The sequence below is a fragment of the Acholeplasma granularum ATCC 19168 genome (assembly GCF_000526235.1).
Classification (GTDB): domain Bacteria; phylum Bacillota_I; class Bacilli_A; order Acholeplasmatales; family Acholeplasmataceae; genus Acholeplasma; species Acholeplasma granularum.
Map to the genome: position 1 here is coordinate 1 of NZ_JAFR01000002.1, position 23,575 is coordinate 23,575.

The 23,575-nt window shown below is 30.8% G+C and carries 23 protein-coding genes, 6 tRNA genes and 2 rRNA genes; 27 read left to right on the forward strand and 4 right to left on the reverse strand.

Translation table 11 applies throughout. From position 1 onward, the window contains the following. Positions 1-39: 39 nt before the first annotated feature. The 17 genes from G324_RS0100220 (at position 40) to G324_RS0100300 (ending at position 11,825) form a co-directional block, all read left to right on the forward strand. Positions 40-2,894: ribosomal RNA gene (locus G324_RS0100220) — 23S ribosomal RNA — on the forward strand. Between the two features lie 64 nt (positions 2,895-2,958). Continuing rightward, positions 2,959-3,070, forward strand: a 5S ribosomal RNA gene (gene rrf / locus G324_RS0100225). A gap of 61 nt (positions 3,071-3,131) precedes the next feature. Next, a tRNA-Asn gene (locus tag G324_RS0100230) sits at positions 3,132-3,208 on the forward strand. 140 nt (positions 3,209-3,348) lie between these two features. After that, positions 3,349-3,651 carry a hypothetical protein gene (locus G324_RS0100235; protein ID WP_025724398.1) on the forward strand — a complete coding sequence of 101 codons (303 nt, stop codon included), beginning with the start codon at positions 3,349-3,351 and terminating at the stop codon, positions 3,649-3,651. Between the two features lie 12 nt (positions 3,652-3,663). Next, entirely contained in the window at positions 3,664-4,281 is a 618-nt protein-coding gene (gene udk / locus G324_RS0100240; RefSeq protein ID WP_025724399.1) for a uridine kinase, read from the forward strand. A 2-nt stretch (positions 4,282-4,283) separates the two neighbouring features. Continuing rightward, on the forward strand, positions 4,284-4,913 hold the full coding sequence (locus G324_RS07530) for a 5'-methylthioadenosine/S-adenosylhomocysteine nucleosidase family protein (RefSeq protein WP_025724400.1): 630 nt from the start codon (positions 4,284-4,286) through the stop codon (positions 4,911-4,913). Then, on the forward strand, positions 4,913-5,458 hold the full coding sequence (locus G324_RS0100250) for a DJ-1/PfpI family protein (RefSeq protein WP_025724401.1): 546 nt from the start codon (positions 4,913-4,915) through the stop codon (positions 5,456-5,458). The genes G324_RS07530 and G324_RS0100250 overlap by 1 nt, the downstream gene beginning before the upstream one ends. 80 nt (positions 5,459-5,538) lie before the next feature. Then, positions 5,539-5,614 (forward strand) — tRNA-Glu (locus G324_RS0100255). A 7-nt stretch (positions 5,615-5,621) separates the two neighbouring features. Continuing rightward, a tRNA-Arg gene (locus tag G324_RS0100260) sits at positions 5,622-5,698 on the forward strand. A gap of 58 nt (positions 5,699-5,756) precedes the next feature. Next, positions 5,757-5,833 (forward strand) — tRNA-Pro (locus G324_RS0100265). A gap of 8 nt (positions 5,834-5,841) precedes the next feature. Then, positions 5,842-5,916: transfer RNA gene (locus G324_RS0100270), tRNA-Gly, on the forward strand. A 136-nt stretch (positions 5,917-6,052) separates the two neighbouring features. After that, positions 6,053-8,290 carry a heavy metal translocating P-type ATPase gene (locus G324_RS0100275; protein ID WP_025724402.1) on the forward strand — a complete coding sequence of 746 codons (2,238 nt, stop codon included), beginning with the start codon at positions 6,053-6,055 and terminating at the stop codon, positions 8,288-8,290. Positions 8,291-8,302: 12 nt separating this feature from the next. Further along, a complete protein-coding gene (locus tag G324_RS0100280; protein WP_025724403.1) occupies positions 8,303-8,512 on the forward strand; it encodes a heavy-metal-associated domain-containing protein in 210 nt (69 codons plus the stop codon). A 64-nt stretch (positions 8,513-8,576) separates the two neighbouring features. Beyond that, positions 8,577-9,245, forward strand: a complete 669-nt coding sequence (locus G324_RS0100285; RefSeq protein ID WP_025724404.1) for a DNA alkylation repair protein — start codon at positions 8,577-8,579, stop codon at positions 9,243-9,245. A gap of 82 nt (positions 9,246-9,327) precedes the next feature. Continuing rightward, complete coding sequence (locus tag G324_RS0100290; protein WP_025724405.1) at positions 9,328-9,765, forward strand: SHOCT domain-containing protein; 438 nt, start codon at positions 9,328-9,330, stop codon at positions 9,763-9,765. 17 nt (positions 9,766-9,782) lie between these two features. After that, the gene (locus G324_RS0100295; RefSeq protein WP_025724406.1) at positions 9,783-10,154 is read left to right on the forward strand and encodes an SHOCT domain-containing protein; all 372 of its coding nucleotides are present in this window, start codon (positions 9,783-9,785) and stop codon (positions 10,152-10,154) included. Positions 10,155-10,217: 63 nt separating this feature from the next. Further along, positions 10,218-11,825, forward strand: a complete 1,608-nt coding sequence (locus G324_RS0100300; RefSeq protein ID WP_025724407.1) for a putative bifunctional diguanylate cyclase/phosphodiesterase — start codon at positions 10,218-10,220, stop codon at positions 11,823-11,825. Between the two features lie 38 nt (positions 11,826-11,863). On the opposite strand, the gene G324_RS0100305 is transcribed toward G324_RS0100300, so the two are convergent. Further along, positions 11,864-12,544: an SHOCT domain-containing protein gene (locus G324_RS0100305; protein WP_025724408.1), complete on the reverse strand. Its 681-nt coding sequence runs from the start codon at positions 12,542-12,544 to the stop codon at positions 11,864-11,866. Between the two features lie 145 nt (positions 12,545-12,689). Here G324_RS0100305 and G324_RS0100310 point away from each other — a divergent pair, with 145 nt between their 5' ends. After that, the gene (locus tag G324_RS0100310) at positions 12,690-13,580 is read left to right on the forward strand and encodes a Ppx/GppA phosphatase family protein (protein WP_025724409.1); all 891 of its coding nucleotides are present in this window, start codon (positions 12,690-12,692) and stop codon (positions 13,578-13,580) included. A gap of 42 nt (positions 13,581-13,622) precedes the next feature. Here G324_RS0100310 and G324_RS0100315 read toward each other — a convergent pair whose 3' ends face one another. Then, complete coding sequence (locus tag G324_RS0100315; RefSeq protein ID WP_025724410.1) at positions 13,623-15,746, reverse strand: ATP-dependent Clp protease ATP-binding subunit; 2,124 nt, start codon at positions 15,744-15,746, stop codon at positions 13,623-13,625. A 163-nt stretch (positions 15,747-15,909) separates the two neighbouring features. On the opposite strand from G324_RS0100315, the gene trhO reads away from it, so the two are divergent. Next, on the forward strand, positions 15,910-16,866 hold the full coding sequence (gene trhO / locus G324_RS0100320) for an oxygen-dependent tRNA uridine(34) hydroxylase TrhO (protein WP_025724411.1): 957 nt from the start codon (positions 15,910-15,912) through the stop codon (positions 16,864-16,866). A gap of 103 nt (positions 16,867-16,969) precedes the next feature. Then, positions 16,970-17,044, forward strand: a tRNA-Cys gene (locus tag G324_RS0100325). A gap of 168 nt (positions 17,045-17,212) precedes the next feature. Here the strand turns inward: G324_RS0100325 and G324_RS0100330 are convergent. Then, a complete protein-coding gene (locus G324_RS0100330; protein ID WP_025724412.1) occupies positions 17,213-17,581 on the reverse strand; it encodes a hypothetical protein in 369 nt (122 codons plus the stop codon). Between the two features lie 216 nt (positions 17,582-17,797). Between G324_RS0100330 and G324_RS0100335 the strand changes: the two genes are divergently transcribed. The 5 genes from G324_RS0100335 (at position 17,798) to G324_RS0100355 (ending at position 21,094) form a co-directional block, all read left to right on the forward strand. Continuing rightward, on the forward strand, positions 17,798-18,337 hold the full coding sequence (locus G324_RS0100335) for a hypothetical protein (protein ID WP_025724413.1): 540 nt from the start codon (positions 17,798-17,800) through the stop codon (positions 18,335-18,337). Positions 18,338-18,463: 126 nt separating this feature from the next. Beyond that, entirely contained in the window at positions 18,464-18,607 is a 144-nt protein-coding gene (locus tag G324_RS07915; protein WP_156921254.1) for a hypothetical protein, read from the forward strand. A gap of 44 nt (positions 18,608-18,651) precedes the next feature. Then, a complete protein-coding gene (locus G324_RS0100340) occupies positions 18,652-19,113 on the forward strand; it encodes a hypothetical protein (RefSeq protein WP_025724414.1) in 462 nt (153 codons plus the stop codon). Positions 19,114-19,142: 29 nt separating this feature from the next. Then, on the forward strand, positions 19,143-19,859 hold the full coding sequence (locus tag G324_RS0100345; protein ID WP_025724415.1) for a hypothetical protein: 717 nt from the start codon (positions 19,143-19,145) through the stop codon (positions 19,857-19,859). An 827-nt stretch (positions 19,860-20,686) separates the two neighbouring features. After that, the gene (locus tag G324_RS0100355; protein ID WP_025724417.1) at positions 20,687-21,094 is read left to right on the forward strand and encodes a hypothetical protein; all 408 of its coding nucleotides are present in this window, start codon (positions 20,687-20,689) and stop codon (positions 21,092-21,094) included. Here the strand turns inward: G324_RS0100355 and G324_RS08130 are convergent. Then, positions 21,091-21,213, reverse strand: coding sequence for a hypothetical protein (locus tag G324_RS08130; RefSeq protein ID WP_281172279.1), 123 nt, complete (start codon positions 21,211-21,213; stop codon positions 21,091-21,093). The two genes, G324_RS0100355 and G324_RS08130, sit on opposite strands and share 4 nt — an antisense overlap. 395 nt (positions 21,214-21,608) lie before the next feature. Here G324_RS08130 and G324_RS06960 point away from each other — a divergent pair, with 395 nt between their 5' ends. Both G324_RS06960 and G324_RS06965 read left to right on the forward strand, forming a co-directional pair. Further along, positions 21,609-22,091 carry a hypothetical protein gene (locus G324_RS06960; protein WP_035356967.1) on the forward strand — a complete coding sequence of 161 codons (483 nt, stop codon included), beginning with the start codon at positions 21,609-21,611 and terminating at the stop codon, positions 22,089-22,091. Between the two features lie 25 nt (positions 22,092-22,116). Beyond that, positions 22,117-23,415: an aldehyde dehydrogenase family protein gene (locus G324_RS06965; RefSeq protein ID WP_210994101.1), complete on the forward strand. Its 1,299-nt coding sequence runs from the start codon at positions 22,117-22,119 to the stop codon at positions 23,413-23,415. Positions 23,416-23,575 lie beyond the last annotated feature (160 nt).

A 23,575-nucleotide genomic window follows, 5' to 3' on the forward strand; every position in this document is an offset into this window, starting at 1 on the left:
TCTTTGAAAAGTAGATAAATGATGTCTGAAAAGAAACAAGGTTAAGGAACAAAGGGCACACAGTGGATGCCTTGGCACCAAGAGGCGATGAAGGACGGAACTAACACCGAAATGCTCGGGGAAGCTGTAAGTAAGCGACGATTCCGAGATGTCCGAATGGGGGAACCCAGCATGTGGAAGACATGTTATCTAACACACGTGTTAGAGGCGATACGTGGGGAACTGAAATATCTAAGTACCCACAGGAAAAGAAAGTAATAACGATTCTGTAAGTAGCGACGAGCGAACGCGGAGGAGCCAGATACCTAAGGTTACAAAATTATATAATAGATGAACGATGTGGGAAAATCGGTCGAAGAAGGTGAGAACCCTGTAGTCGAAATTATATAATCCATGGTATCAGAAAGTAGGGCGGGACACGTGGAATCCCGTTTGAAGATAGGAGGACCATCTCCTAAGGCTAAATACTACTTGGTGACCGATAGTGAACCAGTACAGTGATGGAAAGGTGAAAAGAACCCCGGGAGGGGAGTGAAAGAGAACCTGAAACTGTGTGCTTACAATTAGTCAGAGCCCGTTAATGGGTGATGGCATGCCTTTTGTAGAATGAACCGGCGAGTTACGTTACATAGCAAGGTTAAGGATGAAGGTCCGGAGCCGAAGCGAAAGCGAGTCTGAATAGGGCGACTAAGTTGTGTGATGTAGACCCGAAACTGGGTGATCTAGCCATGAGCAGGTTGAAGTAAGGGTAGTACCTTATGGAGGACCGAACCGCCGCCTGTTGAAAAAGGCTCGGATGACTTGTGGCTAGGGGAGAAATTCCAATCGAACTCAGAGATAGCTGGTTCTCCCCGAAATATCTTTAGGGATAGCGTCAACGAAAAAGGTTTATCGAAGGTAGAGCACTGAATGTGTGATGGCCCCACCTCGGGGTACTGATCTCAATCAAACTACGAATGTCGGTAAAGTAAGTTGGCAGTCAGACTACGGGTGATAAGGTTCGTGGTCAAAAGGGAAAGAGCCCAGACCGCCAGATAAGGTCCCAAAATATATGCTAAGTGGAAAAGGAAGTAGAGATGCACAAACAGCCAGGAGGTTGGCTTAGAAGCAGCCATCCTTTAAAGAGTGCGTAAAAGCTCACTGGTCGAGTGACTCTGCGCCGAAAATGTACCGGGGCTAAGCATATTACCGAAGCTGCGGATTTAAAGTAAAGAATATTTTAAGTGGTAGGGGAGCGTTCCTAACAGCGGAGAAGCTAGATCGTGAGGACTAGTGGAGCGTTAGGAAGTGAGAATGCCGGTGTAAGTAACGAAAAGACAGGTGAGAATCCTGTCCGTCATAAACCCAAGGTTTCCAGGGGAAGGTTCGTCCGCCCTGGGTAAGTCGGGGCCTAAGGTGAGGCTGAAGAGCGTAGCCGATGGATAACTAGTAGAGATTCTAGTACCAGTGTAATGACTGATGGAGTGACAAAGAAGGATAGGCGTCCGCCCTAAATGGATTGGGTGAGAAGGCTTCGAGGCTAGTACTTAGGTAAATCCGGGTGCTATAAAGGCTGAGAACTGATATAAAGACGTACGAGTTCATGCTTTCAAGAAAAGCTTCTAGGGATAATCATTAAACTGCCCGTACCGTAAACCGACACAGGTGGGTGAGTAGAATATATTAAGACGCGCGAGAAAACTGTTGTTAAGGAACTCGGCAAATTGACCCCGTAACTTCGGGAAAAGGGGGACTCCTTATGAAAACGAGGAGTCGCAGAGAAAAGGCCCAAGCGACTGTTTAGCAAAAACACAGGTCTCTGCAAAACCGTAAGGTGAAGTATAGAGGCTGACGCTTGCCCGGTGCTGGAAGATTAAGAGGAGATGTCAGGGGCAACCCAAAGCATTGAATTGAAGTCCCAGTAAACGGCGGCCGTAACTATAACGGTCCTAAGGTAGCGAAATTCCTTGGCGGGTAAGTTCCGTCCTGCACGAAAAGCGTAACGATTTGGGCACTGTCTCAACAACAGACTCGGTGAAATCAAGCTGCCGGTGAAAACGCCGGCTACCCGCGATTAGACGAAAAGACCCCATGGAGCTTCACTGTAACTTGATATTGAAACTGGGTGTAAGATGTACAGGATAGGTGGGACGCGAAGAAGATAGTACGCTAGTATTGTCGGAGCGGACGTTGGGATACCACCCTTCGTGCACTTAGTTTCTAACTTCTAGATGTGTAATCTAAAGGACAGTGTCTGGTGGGCAGTTTGACTGGGGCGGTCGCCTCCCAAAGAGTAACGGAGGCGCTCGAAGGTTACCTCAGAATGGTTGGAAATCATTCTATAGAGTGCAATGGCAGAAGGTAGCTTGACTGCGAGACCAACAAGTCGAGCAGGGACGAAAGTCGGACATAGTGATCTTACGGTACCGAATGGAAGGGCCGTGACTCAACGGATAAAAGTTACCCTGGGGATAACAGGCTTATCGCTTCCAAGCGTTCACAGCGACGAAGCGGTTTGGCACCTCGATGTCGGCTCGTCGCATCCTGGAGCTGGAGTAGGTTCCAAGGGTTGGGCTGTTCGCCCATTAAAGCGGCACGCGAGCTGGGTTCAGAACGTCGTGAGACAGTTCGGTCTCTATCTATCGTGGGCGTTGGAAATTTGAAGGGAGCTGTTCCTAGTATGAGAAGACCGGAATGGACGCACCCCTGGTGCACCAGTTAGTACGCCAGTACTACAGCTGGGTAGCTATGTGCGGAAGGGATAAACGCTGAAAGCATCTAAGCGTGAAGCCCCCCTTAAGATGAGATTTCCCAATTAGTAAGACCCCTCAAAGACGATGAGGTTGATAGGCCAGGTGTGTAAGTACAGTGATGTATTTAGCTGACTGGTACTAATAGGTCGAGGACTTAACCTATCGTGATGATTCGCATCACATTCTTTTCAGAGAAAATCATTTATCTAGTTTTGAGAGTAATATGTCTGGTGACGATGGCAAGGTGGTTCCACCTGTTCCCATCCCGAACACAGAAGTTAAGCACCTTAGCGCCGACGATAGTTAATACAAATAGCGAAAATAGGACGTTGCCAGGCATTACTTTCTTAAATTAAACAAAATAAACAATTCGTGTCACCCATGTATTATCAATTGTAAGCCTACTTAGCTCAGTTGGTTAGAGCACCTGACTGTTAATCAGGGGGTCGCTGGTTCGAGTCCAGCAGTGGGCGCCACTAATTAATATATACCTCACTTTATTGTGGGGTTTTATTATGCAAGAAAATCATATATTTTCTATATTTATGAAAAAATCTATCATATTAGTAATAATCATGTATAATACATATAGAATATTTAACGAGGTTATTACAAGATGCAATTTTTATTTAATGTTTTTCCAATTATATCTTTATCAATATTTATATTAGTATTTGCTTCTATTATTTATACAGTTATTAAGGGTTTAACAGCTAAACATAAACCAATAAAAACTTTTAGAATTAATAATAAAAAGTATTTATTATACTCTTATCAAACATATTATAAATATAGCAATCAAATTATTTATGAACTGAAAAACGAATTAGGTGAATCTTTAGGTAAGTTTAACAATTTGAATGATATATTATTATTGTTAAATATCGATGAATTTCCAAATGAAGATCAATTTATGTAAAGGATTAAAAATATGAAAAAACCATTTTTTATGATTGTTGCAGGAGGTTCTGCATCTGGTAAATCAACAGTCGTTAAGTCAATTTTAAAAAAATCAGGCATACAAAATGTGCTAGTAATCAATCAAGATGATTACTATTTAGATCAAAAAGATATTCCAATGTCAGAACGTATAAAGATGAATTATGATAGTCCTGAAAGTGTGGATATTGAGTTATTAAAGAATGATTTAAACCAATTATTACAAGGAAAATCAATTGAAAAACCAATTTATGACTATAATTTGTATACAAGAAGTGAAAAAAAAGAGATAATAGAACCAAAACCAATTATTATATTAGAAGGTATTTTAAGTTTAACTGACCAAAATATTAGAGACTTAGCAGACCTTAAATTATATGTTGAATTAGATGATGATCTTCGTTTCATCAGACGTTTAACAAGAGATGTTAAAGATAGAGGACGTTCAATGAACTCTGTTATTGAACAATATTTAAAGACTGTAAAACCAATGTATCATCTTTATGTAAAACCAACAAAACGTCATGCGGATATGATCATTCCAAATGATGAAAAACATTCAACAGCAGTTGATGTAATTGTAAATATGTTAAAAACAATTAAGGAGTAACAATGATACTATTAGTTGCAGCTATGGATTCGGAAGTTAATGAAATACTACCTCATTTAGAGCTTATTTCATCTAAACCTTATCCAATATACGAAGGTCAAATTCAATCTAAAAATGTAGCACTAATTATTACAGGTGTTGGTAAAACTAATGCATCCAGTGCACTCACATATTTAATTACTTTATATCCACATGCTAAATTAATCATTAATTTAGGCATTGTTGGTGGTTATAAAGTTTTACTACATGAAACTTACATTGTTTGTGAGAGTACTTATCATGATGTTGATTTAACCGTATTTAATTACGAAAAAGGTCAAATTCCAAATTTTCCTACTATATATTTACCTGATACTAATATATTAAATAAATTTACAAATTACCCACGAATTAGACTTTATACTGGAGATATATTTTCCTTAAAACCTATTTCAAATGAACCTTATATAGTAGATATGGAAGGTACTAGCCTCTTTCAAGTAGCATTTAGATTTAATTATCCAATAATATCACTAAAAATAGTATCTGATGTAATAGGTAGTAAAGAACAATTAAATGATTATCAAACCAATGAAATGAGTTTATCTAATAGATTAAGAAATACTCTAATAGAAGTAATGGAGGTTTTATAATGAAAGGTTTAATTATATTTTCTAATGGTATGGAAGATAATGAATCACTTTCAACTTTGAGTTTATTACGCCGTGCTGGTATAATCATAGATTCTGCCACAATTGAAGATAATTTATTAGTCAAAACTGCCTTTGGAATAAATGTTTATGCAGATAAAAATCTACATAAAATTAACTCAGATGATTATCAATTTTTAATCGTTCCAGGTGGTGGATATGTTTCAAAAGTTATAGATAATGATGTCTTTATTAAAAAAACAATTAAGGCCTTTCATGATAAGGAAAAAGACATATACGCAATCTGTGCTGCACCACGCTTTTTAGGTCAATTAAACCTGTTAAATGGACTAGACTATACAGCGTTTCCTGGTTCTGAAAAAGATGCCTTAAATGGAAATTACAAGCCTCAAGAAAAAGTTGTGGTAACACCTAAAATTATTACAGCAAGATCAGCAGGAAGTGTCATTGAATTTGTCTATGAAATTGTAAAGAAAAACATAAATGAACAAGAAGCTAAATCGCTTATTAAAAGCATTATGTATTAAAAAAAATAATTAAAATAAAAAATTATATTTATTGTTGACAAATCATAATAAATTGATATAATTATACATGCGCACAAAGTGGCCCGTTGGAGAAACGGTTAACTCACATGCCTTTCACGCATGCATTCACGGGTTCGAATCCCGTACGGGTCACCACTTAATTGCACCCATAGCTCAATTGGATAGAGCGTTTGACTACGGATCAAAAGGTTAGGGGTTCAAGTCCTCTTGGGTGCGCCATATTATCATTGACAATAAAAATTTTATTTGATAAAATAATTAAGCATGAATAAATAATCGGGAAGTAGCTCAGCTTGGTGGAGCACTTGGTTTGGGACCAAGGGGCCGCAGGTTCAAATCCTGTCTTCCCGACCATTATTTTCGCGGGTGTCGTATAATGGTTATTACCCCAGCCTTCCAAGCTGAAGATGGCGGTTCGATTCCGCTCACCCGCTCCATCTATTTAAATTATAAAGACCTTTTAAAGGTCTTTTTTTTAATTTTATAGACGACTTATTTGACATATATAAAAAGTATATGGTAATATAAATATATACCCCCTATATAGGGGAGGTAACTCAGAGGTGAATACAAATGAAACAAGAAACATTTAATGTAAAAGGTATGACTTGTGCTGCCTGTGTAGCAAGTGTAGAAAGGGCAACCAAAAAATTAAACGGTGTTGAAGATGTTAGTGTAAACCTTACAACTGAAAAATTAACACTTAAATTTGATCCTACTTTACTAGAGATAAAAGATATTGAAAAAGCAGTTAAAGATGCTGGATATACACTTGATCAAAATCTTATGAATTTTGATGCACATCAACTCATAAAGGAGAAACAAACCCACAGTTTATGGAAAAGATTTTTAATATCTTCAATCTTTTCATTACCACTTCTTTACATATCAATGGGACCGATGATTGGATTATATTTACCTGATTTTATGCATCCTGATAAAAATCCACTTACCTTTACCATATTACAACTGTTATTAACAACTCCTGTAATGATTACTGGATATTCATACTTTAAAAATGGCTTTAAAACCCTTTTTAAGTTAAACCCAAACATGGATTCATTAATTGGTATTGGAACCTCTGCGGCCTATATTTATGGTGTATATGCGCTTGTTATGATTATACTAGGTAACAATCACTTTGTGCATCAACTTTATTTTGAATCAGCAGCTGTAATCTTAACACTTATAACGCTAGGTAAGTATTTAGAATCAGTATCTAAAGGTAAAACATCACAAGCAATTAAAAAACTAATTGGATTATCACCTAAAGAGGCACGTATCTTAAAAGATGGTATAGAAGTTCTTATCCCAATTGATGATGTAGTAGTAGGAGATATTATTATTGTAAAACCTGGTGATAAAATACCTGTGGATGGACTTATTATTGAAGGGTATTCTTCAATCGATGAATCAATGATTACAGGTGAATCCATTCCAGTTGAAAAATCAGTTAATGATTTAGTAATTGGAGCAACCATTAATAAAAACGGTTCGTTTAAATATGAGGCGACAAAAGTTGGTAAAGACACAGTATTAGCACAAATTATAAAACTCATAGAAGATGCACAAGGATCTAAAGCTCCAATTGCAAAACTAGCCGATATTATTAGTGGATATTTTGTTCCAGTAGTCATAGCACTAGCTATTATATCAAGTTTACTTTGGTATATTTTTGGTGGAAAAGACTTAAACTTTTCACTTACAATATTTATTACAGTTTTAGTTATTGCATGTCCTTGTGCGCTTGGTTTGGCAACACCTACTGCAATTATGTTAGGAACAGGTAAGGGTGCTGAAAATGGCATATTAATTAAAGGTGGTGAAGCATTAGAAACACTACATAAAGTTGATACAATTATTTTAGATAAAACAGGTACAATCACACAAGGAAAACCAGTAGTCACTGATATAATTACTTTAAATAATCTTAAAGAAGATGAACTACTTATCATTGCAGCTTCTAGTGAAAAGGGCTCAGAACATCCCCTAGCAGAAGCAATCATTAATGAGGCTCATACTAGAAACCTTAATCTTGTTAAAATTGATAAATTTGAAGCACTTCCAGGGCATGGTATTCACGTTGTAAAAAATAAAGATAATTACTACTTAGGCAATCAAAAACTTATGGATAGAAAGTCAATTGATAATAAAGCATTATTAAAAGAATCTGAAAAATTAGCACTTGAAGGTAAAACACCAATGTTTATTGCTAAAAACAATGAATTAATTGGGTTAATCGCAGTTGCTGATGTTGTTAAGAAAACATCAAAAAAAGCAGTAGAACGATTAACTAAGTTAGGCATAGAAGTAGTTATGATTACAGGAGATAATGAAAAAACTGCACATGCAACTGCAAAAGAAATAGGCATTCAATCAGTACGTGCAGATGTACTACCAGAAGATAAAGCAAATGAAGTTAAAAACTATCAAAACCAAGGTAAAATTGTAGCGATGGTAGGTGATGGTATTAATGATGCACCAGCTCTTGTACAATCACACGTTGGTATTGCAATAGGTTCTGGAACCGATGTTGCAATAGAATCAGCAGATATTGTATTAGTTAAAAATGATTTATTAGATGTACTAAATGCAGTTGAATTAAGTCATAAAACAATCAAAAACATTAAAGAAAACTTATTTTGGGCATTTGCATATAACATTTTAGGTATTCCTATTGCAATGGGCATATTATACCTATTTAATGGTCCACTATTAAATCCAATGTTTGCAGCACTAGCTATGAGCTTAAGTTCTGTTTCTGTTGTATTAAATGCACTTAGAATTAAACGTTTTAAAACTAAAAACTAAAAGGAGAAAAATATGAAAAAACAAGTATATATTGAAGGTATGCATTGTAAAAACTGTATGGCTAAGGTAGAAAATAAACTATCTGATCTTGAAGGTGTTAAAAGTGCAAAAGTTAATTTAAATAAAGGTATTGCTACATTAAATCTAAAAAATGATTTAGATAATAGTATTATTAAAGAATCAATTGAAAACTTAGGTTACCAAGTAACAGATATAAAGTAGTAAAATAAGAGTAAACCTAAAATTGGTTTACTCTTTTTCCTATATAATAAAAGAAGGTGTATGTATGAATTTAAATGAAGTACTTATATTTTTAGAATCTCAATCAAATCCTTCAAGAAAAAAAACACTCATTAAAGCAGGAGCCAGCATAAATACCTACGGAGTACTTTTAGGTACATTAAGAAAATACGCCGCTCAAATCGGTATAAATCATATACTTGCAAAAGAACTATGGAAAACTCATAATACGGATGCTAGATTACTTGCTATTATGCTTTTTGATGTTGATAAATTAACTATAGAAAACATAATTAATGATCTAGAATCTATAGATTTTGTTCAAGTACTAGATGATTATATGTTTAGAGTTATAAAGGATTATAAATTAATAAATGAACTTCAAGATAGCCTTAAAAAATATAGAAATGATTTAATGATGCGTGCATATTGGGCAATCTATGTAATCAAAATTGAGGGTCAGTTATTAAATCATAATGAAATAGATGAATTAATAACTATTATCACAAATGAATTAATAGATGCAAAGCCACATACCCAGTGGATGATGAACCGTGCATTTGCTACAATAGGTATTAAATATGAAAACTATAGAGAAAATGTATTAAAAATATCAGAAAAACTTGGAGTTTATAAAGACATGAAAGTTTCAAAAGGATGTACATCAGCTTATGTGCCAAGTTGGATAAATGCAGTTATAAAAAATAATAAGTAATTTATTTCATAAAATATTTTGATTAATTAAACTAATTAGTTTATAATAACTTTGTTGAGGCTTAATAATAGGGGGTTTATCAATGAATAAAACGTTTCTAACGGTATCACAAGTATTTCAAATTTTAGGTAGTTTAGTTACTTCATTTTATATAGTTTTTATTGGACAAATGATATTTATGTTCAACAGTGGTGCTGGTTTTAGTACGATTACACTCTTTATAGTCTTAATTATTGTATCGCTATATATACTTGTATTTATCAGATTTAATCAAGCAAAAACCAATTCACTCATGAAAACTGAAATCATTATTTATAGTATAGCTTTTATTATTACAGGTAATATTTTAGCAGGTGTATTTGGGTTAGTTGGTGCCTTAAGTCAAGATTCAAATACAACCAATAACAATGAGTCTTCAATTGAACAAAAACTTAAAGATTTAGATAATTTATTCGATAAAGGGCTTATTAGTTTAGAAGAATACCAAGAACGTCGTAGAAGAATTATCGAATCAATCTAAGGTAAAGGTATAAATTTATGAATAAAACATTATTAACAGTTGCACAAGTATTTTCAATCATTTCTGGTGCACTCATGATTTTCCCATTTGGAATATTTATATTACCCTTGATATTAGCATTCTTTAACTTTAAAGCTGCAACTATTATGGGAAAAGCTAAAGAAGGACAAGCAACTAAAGAACAAGTAACAAACTATAGTATTTATCTAATTTTTACATCAACAATTGCAGGTATTTGTGGACTGGTTGCTGCAAGCACGCAAGACCAAGTATCTGGACTACAATCTGTAGAACAAAAACTAATTGAACTTGATGGTATATATGATAAAGGTTTAATTACTAAAGAAGAATATGAAATTCGTCGTAAAAAAATAATCGAATCATTATAGTATTTTATATATTCACATAGGTATAGTTATGATACCCCAAAGCATAATAAACCGAGGATAAAAATGCCAAACTATTTAAAACAGGATGAAAAATATAAAAAAACAGCAATTAGAGAAACGTTAGAGATAACTTTGACATACTTTGTTTTTGCTTATGCATATTTATGGGTGAGTGACTGGTTAATAAAAGAATTCATCAGTAATCCGGAATTATCTGGCATCATTCAAACAATAAAAGGATTTATATCTTTAGGTTTAATAGGTATAGTTTATCATTTTATTGTATATCGCCGTATACATAGATTTTTATCAAATAATGATGAACTAAAAAAGTTAATAAAAGAATTTGAAAGCCAAAATAAATTATTAACCGAACTAGAAGAAAAACACTTCCAAATTGCATATTTTGATTCACTTACAGGATTAATTAATAAAAACAGATTAAAAGTAAGAATTGATCGACTTGTTGAAAAAAAGGTACGTTTTGCTATGCTTTATATCGACATTGATGATTTTGGTGCAATTAATGAACTAAAGGGGCATGTTTGGGGAGATCAAGCATTAGTATTAATTGCTCGTGAGTTAGAAAAAATAGCTAAAGACCATATGGTTGCCAGAATGAGTGAGGATTCATTTGTTCTAGTTTTTTTAAATTATGAATCTACTGAACATGTTAATGAACTTGCTCAAAAATCGATTAATGCAATTAAAAATTTAATGGCAGAACAAAGTGAGGCTTACTTTTATTCAGCCTCTGCAGGGGTAGCACTTTATCCTGAACACGGTAGTGATTATGATGAGGTTTTAAGATATTCAAATCTTGCTTTATCAGCAGCAAAGAAAAATGGTAAAGATCAATATGTTTTCTACAATAAATTTATGCATGAAGCTAAGCAAAGAGAATATGAACTGACCAATCAAATCATTCCATCGCTTGAAAATAATGAGTTTTATATTGAGTATCAACCAATATTAAGTTTTAAAACCAATGAAATCAATAAAATTGAAGCCTTAATGAGATGGATGCATCCAACAATGGGTTATATTCCACCAAATGAATTTATTGCATTATCAGAAATATCTGGTTCAATTATGCAACTTACACATTTTTTATACGATACAGTATTTAATCAGTTAAGTATTTGGAAAAAATTAGGTAAGAAGATTAGAACAGATATAAACATATCACCTAAAGTACTCATGCATCCTAATTTTATTGAAGATCTACTATTTTATGTAGATAAACACAAAATAGATTCAGATCAAGTCATAGTAGAAATTACTGAGTCTATGGCACTTGATAATATTACGGATACAGTATTAGTTATTAAAGAACTTAAACAAAAGGGTTTCTTAGTTGCATTAGATGATTTTGGTAGTGGTTATTCATCGTTGACGTATTTTAAACACTTACCGGTTGATATTGTAAAAATGGATAAAGATTTTATTGCAACAATTGATAAAAGCGAAAATGAAAGATATTTCTTAAAGTTTGTTTTAGATTTAAGCCATTCAATGAAAAAGGAAGTTGTACTAGAAGGTGTTGAACGTATTGAACAAATAGAGATACTAAAACAATATAATATTGACTATGTACAAGGTTTTTATTATTATAGACCAAGTAGTGTTGAATATTTAAATAAGCTATTTGGATTAACTAATGAAGCATAATAAAAGCATCATTTCAATTGTGAAATGATGCTTTTTTACTATTTATTTATTTGGTTTAATCGAGATTCAAATTCATCTTTTGAAATTAAACCACGTTGATATAATCTATTTAATTCATCTAGTTTTTTATTTGATTCAGTATTAGTTACAACCTCAGGTGCTGGTCTTTCAAATACTAATTGTTGAACAGCAAAGTAAGTTGCTAGAATAGCGATAACCTGAAATACCATTCTTAAGATAGATTGTAGTGAAAAAGATGTAACAAAAGGTGAGATTGCAATTAAGAAAACAGCGGATACTAATAATGTTACTCTTACAAATGTTTTTGTAAATTTAAGTTCAAATCTAGTTTGCATGACATGAACAAGTATAAATAGTGCTGCAATTTCAAATAAAACGTGACCTAAAAGTAAACCTAATGTAAAGATAACTTCAATTTCTACTGATTGTACGATATTTGATACTGCATAACTCCCAGTTATACCATATAAAATATTAAATGCACCATATATAACTAATACAATTGAAACGATTTTATCGAAAGATTTAAATTGTAATATAAGCATAAATGCTACGGCCATTAAAACAAATGTGTCAAACTGATAACTTAGTGTTAAATAAGAGCCTTTAAAATAATTTTGTAGAACAAATGATGCAATCAGAGCTAAGACTAAAATAATGCCTGCTGTAAGTAACCCCGTATGATAATTTTTTTTCATATGTATAAATCTCCTTTACATTATGATATCAATAATTTTAAAATATTACAATTAATATATAATTAAATTATACTAGCAAAATATTAACTGATTTATTATTGATTTTGGTAATATATAAATATAGGATAATAGGGTGGTGAACTAAATGAATTATGGAATTATAGATTTAGGATCAAATTCAATTCGGTTAGAAGTATTTAAGTATGATGGAAAAAAACTACATAATATTTATTCACACAGAGAGGTTATAGGTTTAGCAAGTTACTTATTACCCGAAGGTTATTTATCAGATTTAGGTATTGATACAGTAATAAGAGTTTTAAAAGAGTTTATAAACTTAAGTCAAAGTTATAACTTGGAAAAAATGTTTATAATTGCAACAGCAACCATTAGAGATGCTAGAAATCAAAATGAAATTGTTACTAGAATTAAACGTGCATCTAATTTAAATGTTGAAGTTCTAGATGAAGCTAAAGAAGGTATATATGGTTTTAAAGGTGTTGATATAGAATACCAAATAAAAAACGGTCTAATTTTAGATATTGGTGGTGGATCTACAGAAGTTAGTGTTGTAATTGAAGAAGAACTAAAAGATGCGGTTAGCCTCAATCTAGGTTCTTTAAATGCATATATTACTTATGTTAAAGATATTCTGCCAAGTAAAGTAGAAAATGAACGTATTAAACAAGCAGTTTTCAAAGCATTTGAACAACATAAAATTGAACATAAAAAAATGGAACTTGCTTATGGTATTGGTGGAACAATACGTGCCGCACTTGTATTATTAGAAAACTATTATCAAAAGAAGTTTGATTTTATTACAAGAGCAAACATTAAAGATTTGATATCTAAAATAGATCCAACTAAAAAGAAAACTTATTTATCAATTATTCGTATGATTCCAGATAGAATTCATACTATTATGCCAGGACTAGTTATATTAGAATCCATTATGGATTATTTTATGGTGGAAAAATTAATTGTAAGTAAATATGGTGTAAGAGAAGGATATTTGTTGGAACAAATTAATAAATAATAATAAAAATGGCCTTAAGCTATATGCTTAGGGCCATTATATTTAAATTGTTTTAATTGCTAATACATCATCCGTAACAATTAATTGATAATGTGTATTTGGAAGTATTGTTTCATTAATAATATTTTTAGCAATAAATGTTTCTATATATCTTTGAATATAACGTTTAAGTGGTCTGGCACCAAATTGTTCGTTAAATCCGTTTTTAATAACGTATTTTTGAATATCTTCACCAAGTGTAATATATATTTGTTCGTTTTTAAGTTTATGTTCTAACTCATTTAACATCTTTCTTGTGATATCAACTTGTACTTTAAATCCTAATGGATTAAATGTGATGATTTCATCAATTCTGTTGATAAACTCAGGTTTAAATGATTGTTTAATGAGTTTATTAACTTTTTCTTTAGCATCAGTATCTTGATTTAATAGATATTCTGAACCTAGATTAGAAGTCATAATAATAACCGTATTCTTAAAGTCTACTACACGGCCTTGACCATCAGTTAAACGACCATCATCTAGGACTTGAAGTAGTACGTTAAATACTTCAGGATGCGCTTTTTCGATTTCATCAAACAAGATGATTGCATAAGGCATACGTCTTATTTTTTCTGTGAGTTGACCACCTTGATCATAACCTACATATCCTGGAGGTGCACCAATTAATCGAGAGACGCTATGGCTTTCCATATATTCAGACATATCAATACGAACCATATGATTTTCTGAATCAAATAAGTTTTCTGCCAAACTTCTTGCTACTTCAGTTTTACCAACACCCGTAGGTCCTAAGAATAAGAAGGAACCAATTGGTCTATTTGGATCTTTAATACCGGCACGATGTCTAATGATTGCATCACTTATAAGTTCTAGAGCATTGTCTTGACCTAATACTCTTTTAGCTAGACTTTGACGTAAGTTCTTCAATTTTTCTCTATCTCCTGATACAAGTTTAGTAACAGGAATATGAGTCCATTTACTTACAATTTCAGCGATGGATTCTTGAGTAACTGTTTCAGTTAATAGTTTATTTTCATTATCTTGGTTAGATAAATTTAGAATTTCTTTTTCTAGATTAGGGATTTTAGAGTATTGAAGTTCTGCAGCTTTTGAGTAATTACCTGAATTATAAGCCGTATTTAATTCGTTTTTATAGTTTTCTAAAATTTCTTTTTTTATTTTTATATCATTTAAATGAGATTTTTCAGATTCCCACTGTGTTTTAAGATTTGATTCTTCAATCTTTAAAGAATCAATTTCTGTTTTAATTTTATTAAGTCTTTCTTTTGATAATGCATCGTTTTCTTTAGAAAGTGCTGATTTTTCTATTTCTAATTGAAGCATTCTACGTTGGACATCATCCAGCTCAACAGGCATTGAGTCAATCTCCATACGAATTGAAGCACAAGCTTCATCAATAAGATCGATTGCTTTATCAGGTAAGAAACGGTCTGTAATATATCTTGATGAAAGGGTAGTTGCTGCAATAATTGCATTATCTGCAATGTGGACACCATGGTGTGCTTCAAATCTATCCTTTAGACCTCTTAGAATTGAAATAGTATCTTCTTCAGTAGGTTCTAAAATAGTAATTTTTTGAAATCTACGTTCAAGTGCACTATCTTTTTCTATATAGAGTCTGTATTCATTTAATGTGGTTGCCCCAATACAGTGTAGTTCACCACGAGCAAGCATCGGTTTTAAAATGTTAGATGCATCCATTGCACCATCTGCACGACCTGCACCAACAATTGTGTGTAATTCATCAATAAATAAGATAATTTCGCCATTACTATCTTTTATCTTATTTAAAACGGCTTTAAGGCGTTCTTCAAACTCACCTCTAAATTTAGCACCTGCAACAAGTGCAGCTAAGTCTAGTTCATATACGGTTTTATTTTGAAGGCTAATTGGAACGTCTTTATTTACAATTCTTCTTGCTAAACCTTCAACAATTGCGGTTTTACCAACACCTGGTTCACCAATTAAAACCGGATTATTTTTTGTTTTTCTTGATAAAATTTTAATGATACGTCTAATTTCTTCATCACGACCAATTACTGGATCAATTTTACCATCTTTGACTAAGTCAACAAGGTTACGTCCGAATTTTTTTAGTATATCAGGATCTTTAGAATAATCATCTACTGGATTAAATTGCATATAAAATACCTCCTAATTAATATTTCAAACATATTATAATCTTAAACTTTGGCACTGTCAAGTAATGAGTGCCAATAATGTGAATTAACGCAAATGTTTTGATAAGCTTAAAGCTATTTTGTATAATGAATGATGTAATTAAAACCAAGAAAGAAGTTGTAGAATGAAAGATAAATTTAGAGTATTATTATATTATAAATATAATTACATAAAAGACCCTGAAAGTTTTAAAAATGAACATTTAAAATTTTGTAAAGATTTAGGTATTTTAGGAAGAATTTTAGTATCGCATGAAGGTATTAATGGCACATTATCAGGTACATTTGAACAAACCGGTGCATATATGGATTATTTAAAAAGTTTACCTGGATTTGAAGATACGTTTTTTAAAATGGATGAAGTTGATGCGCATGCATTTAAAAAAATGCATGTTCGAGTAAAAAATGAACTGGTAAATTTAAGTTTGGAAGATGATGTAAATCCACTTGAGATTACAGGAAACTATTTAGAACCTAAAGCTTTTTTTGAACAAATGCAAGATCCTAACACAGTAGTAATTGATGCTAGAAATGATTATGAATATGATTTAGGTCATTTTAGAGGTGCAATTAAGCCAGAAATTAAAAACTTTAGAGAACTACCAAATTGGATTAGAGAAAATAAGACTAAATTTGAAGGGAAAAAGATTTTAACTTATTGCACAGGTGGCGTACGTTGTGAAAAGTTTAGTGGTTGGTTAATTAAAGAAGGCTTTTCAGATGTCAATCAACTACACGGTGGCATTCATCATTATGGTACAAATAAAGATACTGAAGGTAAGCTTTGGGATGGTAAAATGTATGTATTTGATGAAAGAATTGCTGTAGATATTAATAAACATGAACATGTAATCGTTGGTAGAGACTATTTTACAAATGAGCCTTGTGAAAGATATATTAATTGTTCGAACCCGGAATGTAATAAACAAATATTAGCAAGTGAAGAGTCTGAAGCTAAATATTTTGGTGCATGTTCACATGCATGTAGAATACATCCAAGAAATCGTTACGTTATTAAACACAATATTTCTAAAGATCATTTATTAGCTCAAAGTTCATACTTAAATGAATCAAATATCTAAAAAATAAAATAAACATAACCCATCAAAACAATTAAAAGGTTTGATGGGTTATATTTATCATTGACATTTCTTAGTTCAAACCGTATAATATAATAGCGTGTTTGGCCCCGTAGCCAAGCGGTAAGGCATGGGTCTGCAAAACCTTGATTCGTCGGTTCAAATCCGATCGGGGCCTCCAAAGAAATCTTGAATTGGTAGCGAAAAACTACCAAATAACACCAAATTATGCCCTTTTAGGGCATTTTTTAATAAAAATAGTCCATCTGAAAGTCTGTAACGACCTACAAGATGGACATTTATTTTTGAAAATATAAATTGAAATTAAGTTGTGACACGGGTTCGAAATTTATAGATAAACGGAATATGTAACATCAACATTTTTATAACCAAGTTTCAAAGGTAATACAGATTCAATTAACTTATGATTATATTCACCATTATCAAGAAGATTAAGTTTGATAGAAAAATTTGATATTGAGTGGATTGTAATTGCAGTGAATATTCTTTTGATTTCTTGTATGTCTAAAGAGTCATCAATATTACGAATAAACTTAAAGTAACTTGGAAGATTGTTTTTTGCAGATAAAAGTTTAGTTTTGAAATTTAATAAGTCTATCTTTTCATTAGCATTTTCTAAATCAGCATCACAAACGGTTATACTTTCATTTAGGAATGATGTAATGTTTGCTGATAAATCATTCATATAAAATTTCATAGTAGAGATAACATCCATAAGTAGAGTAGTTAAGTTTTTAACAGTAATGCTTACGCTATTCTTTTTCTGCTTATTATAGCAATATAGGTTAATTAATCAACAAATGATATAATAACTACAAAGAACATAAAGTACAAGAAAATGGTATCAATTCAATAATGATTTACATTATGTTATTGTTGCCAGTTTTATTATTCTAGTTTGAGGGGTAAAAAAGTGAAAAGGATTTGGAAAATCACAACTATAGCGTTTGTATTGCTCTTATTAGATTTTGGATTGACAACATATTATTTACTTAATTACGGTGATATAGTTTCAGAAGGGAATGTTGTTTTCAATAATAGTCAATATGGCTATTTAGTTTTCCCACTAAATATTATCTACCTCGTAATGATTTTTATTGCCTCAAAAATATATTGCAGATATAAGACTGTAGTAATAGAATCAATGGGTACCTTGAATTACATAAAAAGGTTATACACAAGTAATCACAGTTTATTTATTATAGTAAGTTTGTGTTTTACATTTATAGTGGCATCATTTGTCTCAAGATTTACTGCTATTTTAGATTGGGTAGTTTTTGGAATATATAAAGAAAATTTTTTCAATACCCAATATGCAATCATTAGATCTACTATGCCTATGGAAAGATATGATGTAGTAACAGGCATAATTGCTGGATTAGTTGCTATACCCTTATGGTTTCATATAGAATATTTAAAATCAAAGAAAGTGCTACAACAAAAAAACTCATAGAAATATAATATTACTTTCGATGAGCATGGGGAATCCATATTAAAATCAAGTATAATAAAAAAATTACATGTAAATTGTCTTACATGTATATATTAGGAAGAAGAGATTGGACTTATCATTGAGGGAATGTATTTTACACACTTTTATGGATATTTTATTCGAGTTTGGAATAATGGAAATATCTATGAATTTAAAGTAATATATGGTAGAAAAATATTAACTAAAGATTACACACAGTCAATTGAACGTCATTTACCACAGCAAATCTAATCAATAAAGACTTTAATTGTATCAAAAGAACGGAGGAAATAAACATGAGAACCATTAAAAACAAGGTTTGGTTTAAGAAAAATATTTTACTTAGGGTAATGCTTATTATGAGTTTAGGACTATTAGCAGCATGTCAAAAAACACTTAGTATTACAGATTTTGATGGATTAGCAGACTTGCCTAGGAATCCAAGTAGAATTGTATTTGGAACAAATTCAAATAATTATGACGACGAGAACGGCATATATGGTGAACCAATTGAATATGAGATAGAAAGAGAAAAATCTTTTGAGATAATAGAAAGATTATTTGACATCAAGTATAAAGCATATCCGAAAGGAACAGATATTGATTTATCTCCGATAATTAACTATTTGATTTTTTATACTGATGATGGGGAGGAATGGACAGTGGATTTAGGATTAAGAAGACATAATGAGCGCTGGTATTATCCTACTAATGGTAAAGATTTAATAACCTTTTTACACGAATCAATAACACTTTAAAAAAATAAAACCAAAGGGGGGATTGTAATATGGAAAAGTATACTAAAGTAATAAAACATTTAGAAACAATTGAAGACTGGGAAACAGAAGAAAGTTTTTTGATTGATGCACTTGTATTAAGTAGTGCAAAATTATTTTATAAATCATACATTGAACTAATTGAAAATAGTATAGTTACAATCTCACCGTGGTTAAGACAAATTCAAGAGAATATTGTTGTTATAATTGGCGTATATGAAAAAGTTTATACATTAGAAGAATTAGTAACAAAGGAACATAGCCCTAAAACGATAATGAATCGTATCAAAACACAAAAATATCAATTAAAAGTAGAAGAATTCAATCAACTTAATAATTATTTGATGCTTTTGAAAGAAATGCTTAATAAGTTTTCACACACGAATTTTGAAGGAGTCATGACATTGTTTACCGAACGATTTCAAGTTCCAGAATCAATTGCATTTAATAAAGTAATGATGAACTTCTTCATAACATTTTTAGAGATGCCATTCGTTGTAATGGTAAATGATTTGTATAAACTTGAATTGAAAATCCCTAAAGTGATTGATCTAAAAAAAGAACTAAAAAAAATTGGAACATTAAAATATGTTACTAGATTGTTTCCAGAAAGCATTAAAGAATTTATTAATAAATCAGATACTCTTAAAAATTACTATGGCAAAACAATTAAAGATTTACAATCAATGAGTAAAGAATTAGCAGAAAGAATAAAATTACAAGAGTAAGCAATATCTTTATAGAGAGAAGCATAAGCTAAATACCCTCCCACGTACTTGGTTAAAGCAATCTCAGTTGAATACATATAATTATTAGAATTTAATTGCTAAATATTTAGAAATAATTAATCATATTCAATAATTATAATAATCACTGTTTATGACGTCTTAAATAAGAAAATGATACACTTTTATGGGTAATAGATAGGCAAATAGTGGAAAAATCGGGTAAATATGAGAAAGAAGAGGTGGTGTTATGATTTTATACTCGATTTTATATGTCGTTATGTTAGGTGTTTCATTTGGTATCAGATTTATGTGCGCTAATGCTCAAAAAAAGGGGAATAAGTTTTTTGAGAACATATTCACAATGCTTTTGGAATTTTCTGTATTACCATTATTAATACTGCCGACAATAATGATAATTGAAAAAATAAAATTAGAATACTTAATCGTCATTATTTCTTCTATAATGATTACACCCATTATATCTATAATATTTAGAAACAATTCTAAATTAAACAGGGTGTTGGGAATGAGTGTTTTTATGAACTCAAATATTATTGTTAACAACGGAAAAATGAACTATTTTAAATTTTACAAAAAAATCTTGTTATTTAGTGTTTTAAATTATTTAGGATCATTAATCTTTTGGTTTTTATGAATAGATGGTGAAAGTCAAAAATACTCTTATCAAAGTGAGCGTTGCATAGTCAATATAAATTAAAACAATGAATTCAGTAATTACCATTTATGACATCTCAAATAAGACAAGGATATACTTGTATGGGCAGTATATAGGTTAAATTAAGTATATAGTGGGAAAGGAAAGTCGCATGACCGATAGAGAAAAAATCAACGAATTGATTGAAAAATTGAATGTCAAAAAAATTGAATTTTTAGAATTGAATCGTTATCGAACAGAACGTTATAAAATTGATTATTATGATGTTTCTAATCTGGGGTTTTCAGGTATTATCGGTATGGACACATTTTCTTATTGGCCGGGTATTGATGCATCGCATGTCAACAGATATGATATTTATGTATTTGATGATTTACATACGTGGAAACATTTTAATATTGCCGATAAAGATAATTACAAATTTACGCATAATTTTATTATTTTAGCCTATACAAAAAATGAAAAACTAGGAAACATTTTTGGACAACAAGCTGAAACAAGTATTATGAATGAAATCATTCAAATCGTCAAACCATTTATTGTGTATAGGGATTATTAATAATTTATTACATTATTTTTATTAGTTTTAAGGTGATTAACATTATTAATATTCTTTAATAAAATTGAATTGATACCATTTTCTTGTACTTTATGTTCTTTTTCTTTTTTATCTTTCATCTGATTCCTCCTGCATATATATAAGTTTACACTAAGTACAGGTTTTTGGTATCAGTTCAATATATGTCTGAAAGTGATAAAATCAACTATGATAGCGTAATTAATTTGTTAACAGCAACTAAATAAACAGGAGGTTTTGAATATGAAAAGAATATTCATCCAAAGTTCACCTTTCATTTATCATCATGACCTCCAGTGTTTGATTCTATCAAATCACTTAGTGTCATGTACATTATTTAAGAGTGATTTTTGTACATTTTACCAATATTATTAACACTAATAACAGGGATACCGGCTCTGATTATAATGGTTATAAGACCCGAACTATTAATAGATTTTTTTAAAAAATGAATAGATTTTAATGTCGAACAGTTTTATATAAGGAAAACGAAGTTATGAAAAAAAATATCATTTTATTATCAATATTTTTAATTACTGCATTATCTTTAATAGCTATTTTTTTATACATGTATTTTGAAGTTAATTTGAATAAGTATGAAAATGAGTGGAATATCGAACTACCAAATAAATATGATTTAAAATATAAAATAAATAATACAGCAATTGACGGATACATCAATTATTATGTACTAGATATTAAAGAAGATATCGATGCATCATTGTTTATAAATGATAATAACTCAATTACAAAACTAGATTTTCAAAATAGTTTAAATAAAGCACTTAAAAGTATACCGCATAAAGATGGGAATATAGATATTCCAAGAGCATATCAAATAGATAATGAAAGTGACTTTGAATATTTATTATTAGATAAACTTACAACACTACGCTTTAAGTATTTATTTTTAATTTATTATAAATCTGAAAATAGACTCATATTAATTGACTTTGTAAGTCAAGTTCCAATAAATTAAAATAAAAGAATAGGAAATATATATGATGGATTATAAACTACGCATTGAATACTTAAAAATGTTAAAAACAAAAATTAAAGACTATGAAGATGAAATAACAAATGCATTATTACTTGATTTAGGTAAATCTTATCAAGAAAGTTATCTAACAGAGATTGGTATTGTATTAAATGAAATTTCTTTATTTATAAAAAAATTAAAGAAATGGATGAAACCTAAAAAAGTTCCATCCACATTAACAGTTTTTCCATCAAAATCATATATTTATAAAGAACCTTATGGTAAAGTGCTTATAATTGGAACATGGAATTATCCGTTTGGACTTATTATGATGCCATTAATTGGAGCAATCGGTGCTGGAAATAAAGTGGTTATTAAACCATCTGAATTTGCTATATCAACTGAAAAAATAATCATCAAGATCATATCCGAAGTATTTAAAATGGATGATTGTATGGTTGTATCAGGTGATTATAGAGTAAATCAAAAACTACTGGATGAAAAGTTTGACTATATCTTTTTTACAGGCAGTACAAAAGTTGGAAAAATAGTTATGGAAAAAGCTAGTAGAAATCTAACACCTGTTACCCTAGAATTAGGTGGTAAAAGTCCTGTAATCATTATGGATAAAAAAGATTTGAAATTAGCTGCTAAAAGGATTGCTTTTGGGAAACTAATTAATGCAGGCCAAACATGTATTGCACCAGATTATTTATTAATTCAAGATACCTATAAAGATGATTTTATTAAGTATTATAAAGAAGCCATTTTTTCATTTTATGGAAAAGATATATTAAATTCCAAGGATTATCCAAATATTATTCACGAAAATCATTTAAACAGATTAAAGAGCTTATTAGTTAACCAAGAAATTTTATTTGGTGGAAAGCATAAGGATTTAAAATTAGAACCAATAATTCTAATACCTAGTAAAAATAGTTTAGTTATGGATGAAGAAATCTTTGGACCGATTCTTCCTATAATAACAATTAAAAATATAGAAGAAATAAAAAACTATATTAAAGAAAAACCACTCGCACTTTATTTGTTTACGGATAATCATAAAATTAAAGATTATGTAACAACAAATATAAGTGCAGGTGGTATGACTATTAATGATACATTAATGCATTTTAGTAATCATCATTTAGGTTTTGGAGGGGTTGGTGCAAGTGGTATGGGTAGATATCATGGTAAATATAGTTTTGATACATTCACACATGAAAAACCAGTACTTTATAAAAGTAACAAATTTGATGTAAAATTCAAATATTTACCATCTAATGAAAAGTCAAAAAAAATCATTAAAAGGATACTTAAGTAAAGTTAATAATTTAAATACATAAGTATTGGCTTAAATTACTTATCGGTGCTATAATTGATTTAGCATAAATTAAATAAAAACATAAACTTCCTTAAAAGTTATATATACTTTATGAAGGGGGTTTTTATTTTTTTAAAATAATTAATTTTATAAAGGTGAT